General features: G+C 74.8%; 12 protein-coding genes. 5 read left to right on the top strand and 7 right to left on the bottom strand.

Going from position 1 to position 14,989, the window contains the following annotated elements:
* Positions 1–5 precede the first annotated feature (5 nt).
* The gene (locus tag ACIP37_RS33515; protein WP_363589223.1) at positions 6–1,040 is read right to left on the bottom strand and encodes a LacI family DNA-binding transcriptional regulator; all 1,035 of its coding nucleotides are present in this window, start codon (positions 1,038–1,040) and stop codon (positions 6–8) included.
* A 166-nt stretch (positions 1,041–1,206) separates the two neighbouring features.
* On the opposite strand from ACIP37_RS33515, the gene ACIP37_RS33510 reads away from it, so the two are divergent.
* The gene (locus tag ACIP37_RS33510) at positions 1,207–3,264 is read left to right on the top strand and encodes a glycogen debranching N-terminal domain-containing protein (protein WP_400845025.1); all 2,058 of its coding nucleotides are present in this window, start codon (positions 1,207–1,209) and stop codon (positions 3,262–3,264) included.
* Between the two features lie 72 nt (positions 3,265–3,336).
* Here ACIP37_RS33510 and ACIP37_RS33505 read toward each other — a convergent pair whose 3' ends face one another.
* On the bottom strand, positions 3,337–4,896 hold the full coding sequence (locus tag ACIP37_RS33505; RefSeq protein WP_363589219.1) for a metallophosphoesterase family protein: 1,560 nt from the start codon (positions 4,894–4,896) through the stop codon (positions 3,337–3,339).
* 273 nt (positions 4,897–5,169) lie between these two features.
* Between ACIP37_RS33505 and ACIP37_RS33500 the strand changes: the two genes are divergently transcribed.
* The 3 genes from ACIP37_RS33500 (at position 5,170) to ACIP37_RS33490 (ending at position 8,239) form a co-directional block, all read left to right on the top strand.
* Positions 5,170–5,958 carry a phytanoyl-CoA dioxygenase family protein gene (locus ACIP37_RS33500; protein WP_363589217.1) on the top strand — a complete coding sequence of 263 codons (789 nt, stop codon included), beginning with the start codon at positions 5,170–5,172 and terminating at the stop codon, positions 5,956–5,958.
* Positions 5,955–6,914, top strand: coding sequence for an AraC family transcriptional regulator (locus ACIP37_RS33495; protein WP_363589215.1), 960 nt, complete (start codon positions 5,955–5,957; stop codon positions 6,912–6,914). The genes ACIP37_RS33500 and ACIP37_RS33495 overlap by 4 nt, the downstream gene beginning before the upstream one ends.
* Before the next feature lie 122 nt (positions 6,915–7,036).
* Positions 7,037–8,239 carry an MFS transporter gene (locus ACIP37_RS33490; protein ID WP_400807973.1) on the top strand — a complete coding sequence of 401 codons (1,203 nt, stop codon included), beginning with the start codon at positions 7,037–7,039 and terminating at the stop codon, positions 8,237–8,239.
* Here the strand turns inward: ACIP37_RS33490 and ACIP37_RS33485 are convergent.
* The 4 genes from ACIP37_RS33485 to ACIP37_RS33470 form a co-directional block, all read right to left on the bottom strand.
* Positions 8,206–10,245 (bottom strand): heavy metal translocating P-type ATPase, encoded by a 2,040-nt coding sequence (locus tag ACIP37_RS33485; RefSeq protein ID WP_400845022.1) that lies wholly within the window; start codon positions 10,243–10,245, stop codon positions 8,206–8,208. The two genes, ACIP37_RS33490 and ACIP37_RS33485, sit on opposite strands and share 34 nt — an antisense overlap.
* A gap of 134 nt (positions 10,246–10,379) precedes the next feature.
* On the bottom strand, positions 10,380–11,741 hold the full coding sequence (locus ACIP37_RS33480; RefSeq protein WP_363589211.1) for an MFS transporter: 1,362 nt from the start codon (positions 11,739–11,741) through the stop codon (positions 10,380–10,382).
* Between the two features lie 137 nt (positions 11,742–11,878).
* Entirely contained in the window at positions 11,879–12,241 is a 363-nt protein-coding gene (locus tag ACIP37_RS33475) for a metalloregulator ArsR/SmtB family transcription factor (protein ID WP_363589209.1), read from the bottom strand.
* Positions 12,242–12,341: 100 nt separating this feature from the next.
* The gene (locus ACIP37_RS33470) at positions 12,342–12,623 is read right to left on the bottom strand and encodes a hypothetical protein (protein WP_363589207.1); all 282 of its coding nucleotides are present in this window, start codon (positions 12,621–12,623) and stop codon (positions 12,342–12,344) included.
* 508 nt (positions 12,624–13,131) lie between these two features.
* Here ACIP37_RS33470 and ACIP37_RS33465 point away from each other — a divergent pair.
* On the top strand, positions 13,132–13,749 hold the full coding sequence (locus ACIP37_RS33465) for a TetR/AcrR family transcriptional regulator C-terminal ligand-binding domain-containing protein (protein WP_363589205.1): 618 nt from the start codon (positions 13,132–13,134) through the stop codon (positions 13,747–13,749).
* Positions 13,750–13,830: 81 nt separating this feature from the next.
* Here the strand turns inward: ACIP37_RS33465 and ACIP37_RS33460 are convergent, their stop codons facing one another.
* Complete coding sequence (locus tag ACIP37_RS33460) at positions 13,831–14,643, bottom strand: slipin family protein (protein WP_363622866.1); 813 nt, start codon at positions 14,641–14,643, stop codon at positions 13,831–13,833.
* Between the last annotated feature and the right edge of the window lie 346 nt (positions 14,644–14,989).

The raw sequence follows: 14,989 nt of genomic DNA, 5'->3' as shown, positions 1-14,989 counted from the left end.
GGCGGTCAGACGCTTTCGCGCAGGACCAGCTCCGGTTCCAGGAGCACGTGTTCGGTCGGCCGGTGGCGGTCGCCGAGGCGTTCCAGCAGCAGTCGCATGCACTCGCGGCCGACCGCGTCGAGCGGTTGGGCGAGGCTGGACAGCGACGGGAACAGCAGGGGGGCGACCGGCGAGTCGTCGAAGCCGATGACGGCCGCGTCCGGGCCGGGGGCGCGGCCGTCGCGGCGCAGCGCCTGGTACCAGCCGAGCGCCAGGGTGTCGCTGGCGGTCACGACCGCGGTCGCGCCGGTCGCGAGCAGCCGTTCGGCGGCCTCGGTGGCGCTCGCCTGGTCGTCCGGGCTCTCGGCCCGGCGGCCCCGGGCGGGCAGGCCCAGTTCGCGCATCGCGCTCTGCCAGCCGCGGGCGCGGTCGTCGCCGACGCCGGAGCCCTTCGGCCAGCCGAGGAAGCCGATCTTGCGGTGGCCGAGCCCGGCCAGGTGCCGGACGGCGGCCGAAGTCCCGGCGGAGCCGTCGACGTCGACCCAGTCGCCGACGTCCCGGCCGGACCAGGTGCGGCCGAAGGCGACGTAGGGGACGCCGCGTTCGTGCAGCCAGCCCTGGCGGCGGTCGCCGCGGTCGGTGCCGCTGAGTACGAAGCCGTCCGCGCCGTGCTCGTCGAGCAGCTGCTGGTAGCTGGTGAGTTCGTCGTCCCCGGGGGCGACGGCGAACAGCACCACCCGGTAGCCGGCCTGGTCGGCGGCCTCGGAGAGCGAGTGCAGGAACTGGTCCAGGACCGGGGTCGGGACGCCGGTGCTGCTGGAGCGGATGCCGTAGCCGATCAGCCGGCTGGCCCTGGTCTTGAGGGCCTGCGCGGCCCGGTGCGGGCGGTAGCCGAGCTCGTCGATCGCGCGCTGGACCCGCTCCAGGGTCTGCGGGCGCAGCAGCTCGGGCGAGTTGATCGCGTTGGACACCGTCTGACGGCCCACGCCGGCCCGGGCGGCGACCATTTCCAGGGTCGCGGCGGACCCTGTCCTGGGCCGGGGCGATGAGTGTGCATGCATGACGGCGATCCTAGGTTCTGTCTTCATTGACAAGATCTTGGAGCGTTCCAATACGGGGTTCCATCTTCCCCACCAGGGGGGTTAATGTCTTGGAACGCTCCAATGGCAGAAAGGTTGCGCCCGAGTGGAAGCAACTGTCAAGCCCCAAAACGAGGATGAAGAGACCATGTCAGCGATCGCCCTGCAGCCGTTCCTGCACGACGCCCAGCTCTCCGTGGCCGCCCCGAGCTTCTGTGCCTCGCGCCCGGACGGGCGGATCGGCGAAGGCGCGGACGGCTTCTACCACGGGGACCGCCGGATCCTCTCCCGCCTGGAGGCCGGTGTCGCCGGGATCCCCAACGCCCCCGTCGCCACCGCGCACGGCGAGGACGGGCGCACCACCTTCGTCACCGTGCTGCGCGGCATCGCCGAACTCACCCCCGACCCGGCCGTCACCCTGGAACGCCGCCGGGAGCTGCACCCCGGCCGCCTCGTCGAGCGGTACACCGTCCGCAACGCGGGCGACCTCACCGCCCGCCTGCGCCTGGACCTGCGCGCGGAGAGCGACTTCGCCGCGATGGACTCCGTCAAGGCCGGCCGCACCACCCAGGCCCTCACGCCCACCGCCGGCCCGAACGGCCTGCGCTGGAGCGAGGGCCCGCTCAGCGCCGCCCTCACCGTCGAGCCGGCGCCCGACCACCTCGCCGCCGACACCGGCACCCTGGGCTTCGACCTCGAACTCGCCCCCGGCCAGACCTGGCAGGCCGTCCTGGAGTGCACCGCCGAGCACCGCGACGGCGACCTCTTCCCCGCCCCGGCCGCCGACGCCGCCCCGTGGCGCACCCCCGGGATCGCCGGCCGCGACCACCACCTCGCGCACTGGATCGCCCGCTCCCACCACGACCTGCGCGGCCTCCTGCTCACCGACCCGCTGGAGCCCGCCGACCACTTCCTCGGCGCCGGGGCCCCCTGGTTCCTCACCCTGTTCGGCCGCGACTCGCTCTGGGCGGCCCGGATGATGCTCCCGCTCGGCACCGATCTCGCCGCCGGCACGCTGCGTACCCTGGCCCGCCGCCAGGGCCGCGCCCTCGACCCGGCCACCGAGGAGCAGCCCGGCAAGATCCTCCACGAGGTCCGCCGCGACGAGCAGCACCTCGACAACGGCTCCCACCTGCCGCCCTGCTACTTCGGCACGGCCGACGCCACCCCGCTGTGGCTCACCCTGCTGCACGACGCCTGGCGCTGGGGCATGCCCGAGGACCAGGTCGAGGCCCTGCTGCCGCACGTCGAGGCCGCCCTCGCCTGGCTGGCCGACCACGCCGACGCGGACGGCGACGGCTTCCTGGAGTACGTCGACAGCTCCGGCAAGGGGCTCTCCAACCAGGGCTGGAAGGACTCCTCCGACAGCATCCGCTTCCGCGACGGCCGGATCGCCGACGCCCCCATCGCGCTCAGCGAGGTCCAGGCCTACGCCTACGAGGCCGCCGTCGCCTCCGCCGCCCTGCTGGAGGCCTTCGGCCGGCCCGGCACCGACCGCTGGCGGCAGTGGGCGGAGGAGCTGCGGCTGCGCTTCCGCGACCGGTTCTGGACCGAGGACGCGCACGGCCCGTACCCGGTGGTCGCCCTCGACGGCGGCAAGCACAAGGTCGACTCGATCGCCTCCAACATGGGACACCTGCTCGGCACCGGCCTGCTCGACCCGCAGGAGAGCGCCCTGGTCGCCGGCCGGCTCACCGCCCCCGGCATGGACAGCGGCTTCGGGCTGCGCACCCTGGACGCCGCTGCGACCGGCTTCAACCCGCTCGGCTACCACACCGGTTCGGTCTGGCCGCACGACAGCGCCATCGCCGTCCACGGCCTCGCCCGCGCCGGGCTGCACGACGCCGCCGCGCCGCTGGCCGCGGGCCTGGTCCGCGCGGCGGCGGCCTTCGACCACCGCCTGCCCGAACTCTTCGGCGGCCACCCGCGCGCCGAGGTCGCCCGCCCCGTCCCCTACCCGGCCTCCTGCCGCCCGCAGGCCTGGGCCGCCGCCGCCTCCGTCCAGGTGGTGCAGGCACTGCTCGGCCTGGAGGCCGACGCCCCCAACCGGCGGCTCCGGGTGCGGGCCCAGCTCCCGGCCGGCTACGAGTCGCTGACGTTCACCGGCCTGACGGTGGCCGGCCTGCCGATCGAGGTGTCCACCGACCACACCGGAGCCGTCGACCTGCGCGCCCCGCAGGGCTTCACCGTCACCACGGACCGCTGACGCGCACCCCGCCGGCCCGCCGCCGCGCCCGGCCCGGCCGGCGGGGAGCAGACCGTCCGGGCGCGGGCCGGCTCAGCCGCGTTGCACGGTGAACTGGTCCACAGCGGTGCCGTCCTCGGTGATCGAGCGCACCGCCATGCGGGCCGGCTTGCCGGCGGCGGCGGGCGTCACGTCGACCGCCACCAGGCAGTAACCGGTGTAACGGACCCTGGACCAGGTGACCTTGACGGTCTGGTTGTGGCCGGTCGGATCGGCGACCACCATCGGGACGGGGGAGTCGTTCTTCGTCTCGTGCCCGAGGTAGGTGTCGGCGACGGGGAAGGAGTAGACCCCGCCGCCACCGCCGCCCGCGACGACGTACGTGGTGCCGTCCTTCAGGGGATTGACGGTGTCTCCGGAGGCGACCTTGCGGGTGGGCTTGCCGGAGCGGATGGGGTCGGTCCGCTCGTAGACGTGGTTGTGGCCGCTGAGCACCAGGTCCACCTGGTACTTGTCGAACAGCGGGGCCCAGTCCTGCTGCGCGCCGAGTTCGGCTCCGTTGTCGTGGCAGGTGGAGTACGTGCACTGGTGCAGGTAGACGACGACGAAGTCGATGGTGGTGTCGGCGCGGAGCGCGGCGAGCCGGCTCTCCAGCCACTTCTTCTGCTTGCCCTTGGTGTAGTTCAGGTTGGCCGCGGTGTTGTAGCAGATGTCGTTGCCGTCGAGGCTGATCAGGCCGACGTTCTGGCAGCGCCAGGAGTAGATGCCGGTGGACTGGGCCCAGGCGTTGTCGGGCATCGTGAACCGGGCGCGGACGCCCCCGTAGCCGTCGGCCCCGTACCAGGCCTCCATCTCGTGGTTGCCGATCGCCATCATCCACGGGGTCCGGGAGGCGACGGGGTCGTTCTGCACGAAGAAGGAGTCCCACAGGCGGGCGTCGTAGGGGTCGCTGGTCTTGCCGCTGCCGCCGCTGTTGGCGTACGAGAGGTCGCCCATGTGGAGGTGGAAGGCGGGGTCGAGGCCGGCGATCAGGTTGGCGGTGGCGGCCGCGTTGTACCCGACGCCCTGGTCGCCGAAGGCCGTGAAGGTGAACCCGGTGCCGCGGCCGGGGGCGGGCGCGGTGCGGAAGCTCGCCACGTCGCCGAGCTGGGCGCGCTGCCCCGCGGGGTCGTAGCCCTGGTGGCCGACGACGTAGTAGTACGTGGTGTCCGGGATCAGCTGGTCCACCTGCGCGTGCAGGTAGTACTGGGTGACGGTGGTGGGCTTGACCAGGGGCTGGTCCTCGACCGGGTGCTGCCAGGACAGCTTGCTGACCAGGGTGCGGACCTCGGCGGCGATCGGGGAGCCGAAGTCGCCGGGCTGGAGGCCGATCCGGACGAAGGGGGCGGTCACCGCGCCCGGCACCTGCCAGGAGACGACGACCTGTTGGGAGGGATCGGCCCCGAAGGCCAGGTGCCGGCCGAAGGGGCGCAGCGCGGACCCGGCGGTCCGGTCGCTGCGGGGTGCGGGGAGGGTCGGGGTGTCGAGGGCGGTCGGGCGGGGGGCGGCCTGGGCGGCGCCGGGCAGCAGGAGGCTGCCCGCGGCGAAGGCGGCACCGCCCGCCGCGCTCACTCGCAGGAGGTCGCGCCGGGAGTGCCGTGTGGTCTCGGACATGACATTAAGTTAGGAAACATCCCTAACCTTTGACAAGAGGGCGGACACGTGCGGATTCGGCCGCACCGCACGCCAGTTGGGGGTGCTCGGGCATCGAGGCGACGGTGCCCGGACATCGGGGCGGGGGCGCTCCCCGCCTCGGGAGCGCCGCCACCTGCTCGGTTGCGGCCCGGCGGGAGGGACGTGAACGCGCGGGCCGATGTCCGGATAACCCACCGGGCCGTCCGTATCGCCCCTCGGTCCGGCCCGGCCCCCACGCCTACGGTCGAGGCCATGAACGAACCCCTCAGCCCCGACGACCTCGCCGCCTACCACGAGAACGGCTTCCTCCTCGTCAAGAACCTGATCAGCCGACAGGAGGCGGCGGCGATGCGGGAGGAGTGCCACGCCCTGGCCGCCCGCCTCGACTCCGACGCCGACCCGACCTGGGCCAGCGCGCGCACCGTCGCGGGTGCGTCCGCCGGACGCACGGCCCTCAAGCACGCCCACGACGCGCAGTTCCACTCGGCGGCCTTCGCCCGGCTGCTGGTCGACCCCAGGTTCACGGACGTCGCGGCCGCACTGCTCGGTGGGCCCAACCTCCAGTTGCACCACACGAAGATGTTCATCAAGCCTCCGGAGACCGGCTCCCCCTTCCCCCTGCACCAGGACCACCCGTTCTTCCCGCACGCCCGGCACACCGTCGCGGCCGCGGTCTTCCACTTCGACGACGCCCCGGAGGAGAAGGGCTGCATCAGGGCCGTCCCCGGCAGCCACCGGAAGGGCCCGCTGCCGCACGTCGAGGACGGCAGCTGGCACCTGCCGCCCGACACCTGGCCGCTCCAGGACGCCCGGCCGTGCCCGGCGGAGGCCGGCGACGTCCTGTTCTTCGGCTACCTCACCGTGCACGGTTCGGGGCTGAACACCTCCGACCAGGCCCGCACCACCTGGCTGGTACAGTTCCGGGACCCTGCGGACCGGCCCACCACGGACGATCACACCTGGTCCCTTGGTCAGGGCATGATGCTGCGGGGCGTCGACCCCACCGCGCGCAGGACGGACGGGGCGGGCGAGCCGAGATGACCGAACTGGCCCGGGCGGGCGCCGCCCTGCCCCTGCTCAACTCCGTGCGGCTGGGCACCACCCTCGCCGGACGACGGGTCGAGTTCGTGGACTGGGGGTTCTACCCGCCCGAGCCATGGCGCAACTACTGGCACAGCCACTCCTACTTCGAGTTCTGCTACGCCTACGCCGGGCGCGGGACGTTCCGGCTCGGCGCGCTGGAGCACCCGGTCGGAGCCGGCGAGCTGTTCCTGGCCCGCCCCGGCGAGGTCCACGAGATCACCACCGATGCCCGGGACCCGCTCGGCATCGTCTTCTGGTCCTGGACGATGGTCCCCGAACGCGGTCCGCGCGGGGCCGCCGGGCCCGGCTCCCCGGAGACCGCCGCCCTGCTCGACGCCGTCGCGGCCGGCCCGCGCCAGGTCGTCCCGGCCGCCGGAACCCCGCTTCCCCGGCTGTTGGCGACACTCGCCGAAGAGGCCGCGGCTCCGGGGCCGGCCAGCCCCGACCTGCTGGCCGCCCTCGGCCCCGCACTGGTCCTCACCTGCGCCCGCGTCGTCGCCGGCCTGCCCGACGCCCCGCGCCCGACGCCCGTGCCGGGTGGGCGCGCGGCGGCGGTCGCCGCGCGGATGACCCGCTACCTGGACGACAACTTCGACCGCCCGGTACGGGTACGGGACGTCGCCACCCAGGTCCACCTGAGCGAGCGCCACGCAGCACGGCTCTTCCAGCAGGAGACGGGGTGCACGATCATCGCCTACCTGACCCGCCGACGGCTGGACGTCGCCGCGCAGCGCCTGGCCGATCCCGCGCTGCGCCCGCTGTCCGTCGCGGCCGTCGCCCGCTCCTGCGGCTATGCGGACACCCGGCACTTCAGCACCGCGTTCCGGCGCTACTGGGGAGCGCTCCCGACGCAGGTGCGGGCCGGGGGCGGCACCACCCACGGCCTGTCCGCGGACCGCGGCGCGATCCGGTAGCCGGTGGCCGACCACGCCGGGGATGGGCGGGGCCGGGGCCGGGCGTCGGTTCTTGGGCGGATCGGCCTAGTCGGCCCCGCGAGCCGTGGCTGCGACGGCGACGGCCGTCCTACCGTGGGCGAATGACCGATCATCAGACCGCGCGACCCGCGATGGGCCGGGCGGGTTACCTCGGGGCGGCCGCCGGCTTCGCCGTCTGCATGGCGGGCACCACCCTGCCCACCCCGCTGTACGGGCTGTACCAGGAGCAGATCGGCTTCTCCGAACTGATGGTGACGGTCGTCTTCGCCATCTACGCCTTCGGCGTCATCGGCGTCCTGCTGCTCGTCGGCAACGTCTCCGACTCCGTCGGACGCCGGCCCGTCCTGCTCTGCGGACTGGCGCTCGCGGCGTGCAGCGCCGTCGCCTTCCTGGCCGAAGGCGGCCTCCCGCTGCTGGCCCTGGGCCGCCTGCTGTCCGGCCTGTCCGCGGGCCTGTTCACCGGCACCGCCACCGCGTACGTCCTGGAGCTCGCCCCACCCGGACACCAGGCCCGCGCGGGCTTCGTCGCGACCGCCGCCAACATCGGCGGCCTGGGCTGCGGACCGGTGCTGTCGGGACTGCTCGCCGAGTACACGCCCCACCCCCTGACCCTGCCGTTCGCCGTGCACCTGGTGCTGCTCGCCGCCTCCTTCACCGTCACCTGGCTCCTGCCGGAGACCGTCACCGGCGCCCGCCCGCTGCGCACCGCCCGGCCGCGCCGGCCGTCCCTGCCGCCGGAGGTCCGCGGGGTGTTCGTCCCGGCCGGCCTCGCCGCGTTCGCGGGCTTCTCCCTGCTGGGCGTCTTCACCTCCGTCAGCCCGGCCTTCCTCGCCCAGCGGCTGGACGTCCACAGCCCGGCCGTCGTCGGCCTGATCGTCTGCACGGCCTTCTTCGCCTCCACCCTCGGCCAGCTCCTGGTGCCCCGGCTGGGCACCGCCCGGGCGATCCCGGTCGGCTGCCTGGTGCTCATCGCCGGGCTGGCCCTGATGGCGGGCTCCCTCGCCTGGACGGCCCTGCCCCTGCTGGTGCTCAGCGCCCTGGTGGGCGGCGCCGGCCAGGGCATGGGCCTGCGCGGAGCCGTCGGCGAGATCGCCGCCGCGGCTCCCGCCGAGCACCGCGGCGGCGCCCTGTCGGCGCTCTTCGTGGTCGCCTACTTCGGCATCTCGATCCCGGTGATCGGTATCGGCCTGCTCACCGCGCCGATCGGCCTGGCCCGCGCCGGCCTGGTCTTCACCGCCTGCATGGCCCTGCTCGCCGCCGCCTCCGGCGCCTACCTGCTGCGCCGGGCCCGCGCCGGCTCCTGAACCGGCCGCGGCCCGGTGGCGCCCGCCCGCTTCCACGCGCTCTCGCGCAGCAGCCGCAGGCCGTTGAGGCCGACGATGACGGTCGAGCCCTCGTGGCCGAGGACGCCGAGCGGCAGGGGCAGGGTGGCGACCAGGTCCCACACGACCAGGCCGGAGATGAACACCGAGGCGATCACCAGGTTCTGGACGACCAGCCGCCGGGCCGCCCGGGACAGCGCGATCACCGTGGGGACGGTCGCGAGTTCGTCGCGGACGACGACCGCGTCGGCGGTCTCCAGCGCCAGGTCGGAGCCCGCCCGGCCCATCGCGATGCCGGTGTGGGCGGCGGCTAGGGCGGGGGCGTCGTTGACGCCGTCGCCGATCACCAGGACCTTGCGCCCGGCCCGCTCCTGCTCCTGGACGGCGGCGACCTTGTCCTGGGGGAGCAGCCCGGCGCGGACGTCGGTGATGCCGACCTCGGCGGCGAGGCGGGCGGCGGCGCGCGGGTTGTCGCCGGTCACCAGCACCGGCGAGGCGCCGGTCAGGGCCGCCAGGGCGGTGACGGTGGCGGCGGCGTCGGGACGCAGGCGGTCGGCGATGCCGAGCACGCCGACCGGGACGCCGTCGCGCTGGACCAGGACGGCGGTGCGCCCGTCGCGCTCCAGCTCCTCGGCGACGGCGACGGCTGCGGCGGTGGCCTCCGTCTCGGTGGAGGGCGCGTCGGCGGCGCCGTCGAGGAGCCGGGCGGGGGCGCCGACCGCGATGACGGCACCGGAGACGGTGGCGGTCACCCCGATGCCGGGGGTGGAGGCGAAGCCCTCGGCGACCGGCAGGTCGAGGCCGCGTCGGCGGGCGGCGTCGACCACCGCGCGGGCCAGCGGGTGCTCGCTGGGGTGCTCGGCGGCGCCCGCCAGGGCCAGCAGTTCGTCCTCGTCCAGGCCGCTGCCGGTGAGGGGGAGCAGGTCGGTGATCCGGGGGGTGCCCTCGGTGAGGGTGCCGGTCTTGTCCAGCGCCACCGCGTCGACCTGCCCGAGCCGCTCCATCACGACGGCGGACTTCACCAGGACGCCGTGGCGGCCGGCGTTGGCGATCGCGGACAGCAGCGGCGGCATGGTGGCCAGCACCACCGCGCAGGGCGAGGCGACGATCATGAAGGTCATCGCCCGCAGCAGCGAGCCGGTCACGGCGGCCCCGAAGGCCAGCGGGACCAGGAAGACGGCGAGGGTCGCGAAGACCATGCCCAGGGAGTAGCGCTGCTCGACCCTCTCGATGAACAGCTGGGTGGGGGCCTTGGTCTCCGAGGCCTCCTCGACCATGGCGACGATCCGGGCGATCACCGAGTCGGAGGCGTCGCGCTCGACCTTCACGCGCAGGGCGCCGGTGCCGTTCAGGGTGCCGGCGAAGACCTCGTCGCCCTGCTGCTTGGCGGCCGGCAGCGGCTCGCCGGTGATGGTGGCCTGGTCGATCTCGCTCGCGCCGTCCAGGACGCGGCCGTCGGCGCCGACGCGCTCGCCGGGGCGGATCAGGATGGTGTCGCCGACCACCAGGTCCTCGGTGGCGACGGTCTCCTCGCCGCCGTCGTCCAGCAGGCGGGTGGCGGTGGTGGGGGCGAGGTCGAGCAGGCCGCGTACCGAGTCCTGGGTGCGGGCGGTGGCCAGCGCCTCCAGCGCGCCCGAGGTGGCGAAGATGACGATCAGCAGCGCGCCGTCCATCACCTGCCCGATCGAGGCCGCGCCGATCGCGGCGACGATCATCAGCAGGTCGACGTCGAGCGTCTTCTCGCGCAGCGCCCGGAGGCCGGCCCAGCCGGGCTCCCAGCCGCCGGTGACGTAGGCGATCGCGTACAGCGGCCCCCAGGCCCAGGCCGGGGCGCCGGTCAGCTGGAGCGGCAGGGCGGTCAGGAAGGCGACGGTCGCGGCGGCGGCCCAGCGGGCCTCGGCCAGCGCGAAGACGCGCGTACGGCGCTTGGGAGCGGCGCCGCCGCGCGGGGCTGCGGCGGCTGGGCGCTCGGTGAGGGTTGCGGACATGGCTGTGGTGTTCCTCCACGCGGGCAGGACGGGGCGACGCGTCGACCATACAGGAATACATGAACAGCTCTTCATTTATTCCCGCTGGATTGACCCTCCCGGGTGATGCGGTTGTCGCCCCCGCCGGGCACGCCCTAGTTGGCCCGCGCGGCGAGGCCCTGCGGCCAGTGGCGGTGGTACTGGTCGATGACGTAGTCGTGGCCGTGGAGCCAGCCGTCCGTGGCCGGGTGGGCGTCGGTGAGGTGGGGGTGGCCCGGGGGCAGGTCGGCGTGGACGTGGTCGAGCCTGGCGGGGTCGCGGGCGGGCCAGATCGCGGTGGCGGCGGTGGCGGCGAGCAGGGCGATGGCGCCGAGGACGACGGCCGTCACCGGGAGGCCGGCGCCGGCGGCGAGCCAGCCGGCGAGGGGGTAGGTGAGCAGCCAGCAGCTGTGCGAGAGGGAGAACTGCGCGGCGAAGGCGGCGGGCAGGTCCGCGTCGGCGGCGGAGCGGCGGATCAGGCGCCCGCCCGGCGTGAGGACGGCGGAACAGGCGGCGCCGATCGCGGCCCAGGACGCCAGCAGTGCGGCCCAGGACCAGCCGCCCGGGGCCGCGGCGGTGACGGCGGCGACGGCGGCCAGGACGGCGGGGAGCGCGAAGGCGGCCGGGAGCATGACGGCGCGGTCGGAGAGCCGTCGCAGGAGTCGGGGCAGGAGCAGGGCGGTCAGCATGGAGCCGGCACCGTAGGTGCCCAGGGCGAGCGAGACCGCGCCCGCCGGGCGGTGGAAGTGCTCGCGGACCGCGACGACGGTGTCGACGAAGACGATCGCCCCGGCGGCGGCGACCGCGAGGTCGAGGGCGAGCAGGGCCCGCAGGCGCGGGGTGGCCCAGAACAGGCGGGCGCCGAAGGCGGCCTTGGCGTGGACGCCGCCGGTCCGCTCGACGGGGGCGGGCTTGGGCAGGGCGACGGAGACGACCAGGGTGGCGGACGCGAGGAAGCCCGCGGTGGTGCCGGTGAACAGCCAGGTGTACGGGACCAGGGCGAGCAGGCCCGCGGCGAGCGCGGGACTGAACAGGGACTCCAGGTCGTAGGCGAGGCGGGACATCGACAGCGCCTGGGTGTAGTCCCGTTCGGCCGGCAGCACCTCGGGGATGGTGGCCTGGAAGGCCGGTGTGAAGGCGGCCGAGGCGGCCTGGAGCAGGAAGATCAGGACGTAGATCTGCCAGGCCTGGCTGACGAACGGCAGGGCGAGCGCGACGGCGGCGCGGGTGAGGTCCATCACCACCAGCAGCGTTCGGCGCGGAACGCGGTCGGCGAGGGCTCCGACCACCGGTGCGACGGCCACGTAGGCGACCATCTTGACGGCCAGCGCGGTGCCGAGGACCGCTGAGGCGTCGGCGCCGGCGATGTCGTAGGCGAGCAGGCTCAGCGCCACGGTGGCCAGGCCCGTGCCCACCAGGGCGATGACCTGGGCTGCGAACAGGTGGCGGTAGGTGCGGTTGCGCAGTGTGGACAGCATCGGCCCCGTCCCGGTCGGCGGCGTGGTGAGGCGGCATCATCGTAGCCAACACGTGCATACGTGTGCACGTGTTGGCTACGGTGGTGCGGCTCTCGCTGCCGTTCCGGGCTGCGGGGGTGGGTCGGCCGTGCGGCGGGTCAGTCGTGCGGCGGCAGGGAGCCGATCTGGTGGTCGGCGACGTTCAGCGCCTCGTCGACCAGCCGCCGGAGGTGCCCGTGGCGCAGCGAGTAGACGACGCGGCGCCCGTCCCTGCGCGTGGTGACCAGGCCCGCGAGGCGGAGCTTCGCGAGGTGCTGGCTGACGGAGGTGCGCGGGGCCCCGCACGCCTCGATGAGGGAGGTGACGTCGGCCTCGCCCGCGCCGAGCCGGTGCAGCAGTGCGAGCCGGGTGCGGTCCGCGAGCAGGGCGAGGACGGACGCGGCGACGTCCAGCCGCTCGCCGCTGCCCTGCCCCTGCTCCTGCGAGCCGTGTGCAGCTGCCAGGTCGGTGCTTGTGCTCATGTGCTCATCGTAGATCGGCGCGCGCCCGATGCGTGCACGCGTGCGCACGTGATGGCTCCGCGCTGTCGGGGCCGCCGGGCGGGCCCGGCTCTCGGGGTGTTCAGCGACCGGGGCCCCAGCGGGCTTCGAGCCGGCGGGTGCCGTCGGGGGTGGTGACGGCCCGCCAGCTGGCCCGCATCCGCACCGTGCGGCGAGCGGCGCCGGCGCCCCTGGAGGCGGTCGGGGCGCCCACGGCCTGGAGCACGGAATTGTCCAGGGGGCTGTCGGCGAGCCTGCGCACGATCGCGGACAGGGTCGCGGCGACCGAGCCGCGCGCCGGTGCGGATGCGGGCCAGCTGGCGGGGAGGGGCTGGCGGCGGTGGAAGGCGCCGAGAACGGCCACGGGGACCTCACCTTCGTTGACGTATCGTCCGACGCGGCGGATCGATCGGGTGTGGGCGGCTGAGGGCGTGTCTTGTGGATGCTCCGGAGGGCGGTGACGGGGCGCCGGGCCCGCGTCAGCCGGGCGGGGACGAGTCCGAGCCTAGGCCGCGGACCCTCGGGGGGCGGGCGATCCTGACGCCCCCTTGACTGCGCGGGCGTCGTCACTGACGGTGTCCTGACGGCGGCCCCGCGTATCGAGGGCCTCCGGCCCGGACGCGATCGCGCTCCGGCGGGGCGGCGCGTCGGGCGGACGGCCGTCGATACGCGGGCGAGGGGAGGGGGAGCCATGGCAGGCCGGTCAGACGGCGCCGGCGCGGTCCGCGACGGCCGGGGGGCGAACGATTGGGACGGGACGGGTTCGTTCACTAACATCGACAGTGGCCCTGGATATAGGGAACACATCCGTTCATTGCGGACAGCCGGTGAACGGGCGTGTCGAGAGGTGGAACCGAAGAAGGTGCGCAGCCATGCCCGCTGAACCCGCAGTCGCGCGCGGACCGGCGACGGGCGCCCCGCTCCGCAGGCGCGGCGAGGCGCTGGAGAACGCCATCTTCGAGGCCGCCCTCCAGCAGCTCACCGCCGACGGCTACGCCCGGCTCACCATGGAGGGCGTCGCCGCCGCCGCGCAGACCGGCAAGGCCGCGCTCTACCGGCGCTGGCCCTCCAAGGAGGAACTGGTCAAGGACGCGCTGCGCGCCTGCCTGCCCCCGGCCGGCCCGCCGCCCGACACCGGCGGCCTGCGAGGGGACCTGCTGGAGGTGGTGACCAGGCTGCGCGCGGCGATGCTGAGCGAACCCGGGGCCGCCGTGCGGGCCATCATGGGCGAGCTGGACCGGCACCGGGCCCACACCTTCCTGGCGATCGTGCTGGAGCGGGTGGTGGAGCCCACCGCCGCGCTGATCGCCGAGGTGCTCGCCCGCGGTGCCACCCGGGGCGAGGTCCGCCCCGGGTCCGTCACCCCCCTGGTCACCGACGTCGTCCCGGCGCTGATGCTGTACCGGATCAAGATGTGCGGCGGCGCGCCGGCGCAGCTCGACCCGGCGGAGATCGTCGACGAGGTGCTGCTGCCGATCGTCCGTCCGTGACGGACGGTCAGGCCGATGGCTGATGGCCGACGGCCGGTCCGGGGTGGGCCCCGGACCGGCCGTGGCCGTGCGGGCGGGCCGTCAGCCGGCGTCGGACGGCGCCTGGGCCGGGACGGCGGGCGCCGGCGCGGAGCCCGCCTCGGCGGCCCGGGCGGCGGAGGCCTCGAAGAAGCGCAGCAGCTCCACCGGGAACGGAAGCACCAGCGTCGAGTTCTTCTCCGCCGCGACCTCGACCACCGTCTGCAGCAGCCGCAGTTGCATCGCCGCCGGGGTCTCGGACATCGTGACGGCGGCCTCGGCGAGCTTGGCGGCGGCCTGGAACTCGCCGTCCGCGGTGATGATCCGGGCCCGGCGCTCGCGGTCGGCCTCCGCCTGGCGGGCCATCGAGCGCTTCATCGAGTCGGGCAGGCTGACGTCCTTGATCTCCACCCGGTCGATGTGCACGCCCCACCCGGTGGCCGGGCTCTCCAGCATGACCTCCAGCCCCTGGTGCAGGTTCTCCCGGCCGGAGAGCAGATCGTCCAGCTCGCTCTTGCCGATGATCGAGCGCAGCGAGGTCTGGGCGACCTGAAGCATCGCGAAGGAGTAGTTCTGGACGTCCACCGTGGCCTTGACCGGCTCGACGACGCGGAAGTACAGCACGGCGTCGACGCTGACGGAGACGTTGTCCTTGGTGATGCCCTCCTGGGCGGGCACCGGCATGGTGACGACCTGGACGTTGACCTTGCGCATCCGGTCGACCACCGGCACCAGCAGGGTGAGGCCCGGCTGGCGGACCTGCTCGCGCACCCGGCCGAGCCGGAACACCACGCCGCGCTCGTACTGCTGCACCACCCGCACGCCGGTGATCAGCCAGAACAGCGCCAGCACGACGACGAGAACGACAATTGCCACGTTCGTCCGACCTTCCCCGTAGCGGCGCAGCCCGGGCCGGGTCCGGAACGGGCCCTGTCGCGCGGGTGCGAGCCGCGCAGGACAGTATGCGCCCCGGCCGCGGGGATCGACAGCCGCGTGCGCCGGGGATCCTGACGGGCCGTCCGCTCCGCCGGTCGGGCCGTTCGGCGACGCCGCGGACGGCGGGGGGGGGGGGGGCCCCCCACCCGCCCCCCCCCCCCCCCCCCCCCCCCCCCCCCCCCCCCCCCCCCCCCCGCCGCCCCCCCCGCCCCCCCCCCCCCCCCCCCCCCCCCCCGGCCCCCCCCCCCCCCCGCCCCCCCCGGCGCCGGCCCCGCCCCCCGACCAG

Source organism: Kitasatospora sp. NPDC088861 (genome assembly GCF_044750105.1).
Taxonomy (GTDB): Bacteria; Actinomycetota; Actinomycetes; order Streptomycetales; family Streptomycetaceae; genus Kitasatospora.
The sequence above is the reverse complement of the archived record's forward strand: the minus strand, read 5'-3'. Positions and strand labels throughout refer to the sequence as shown.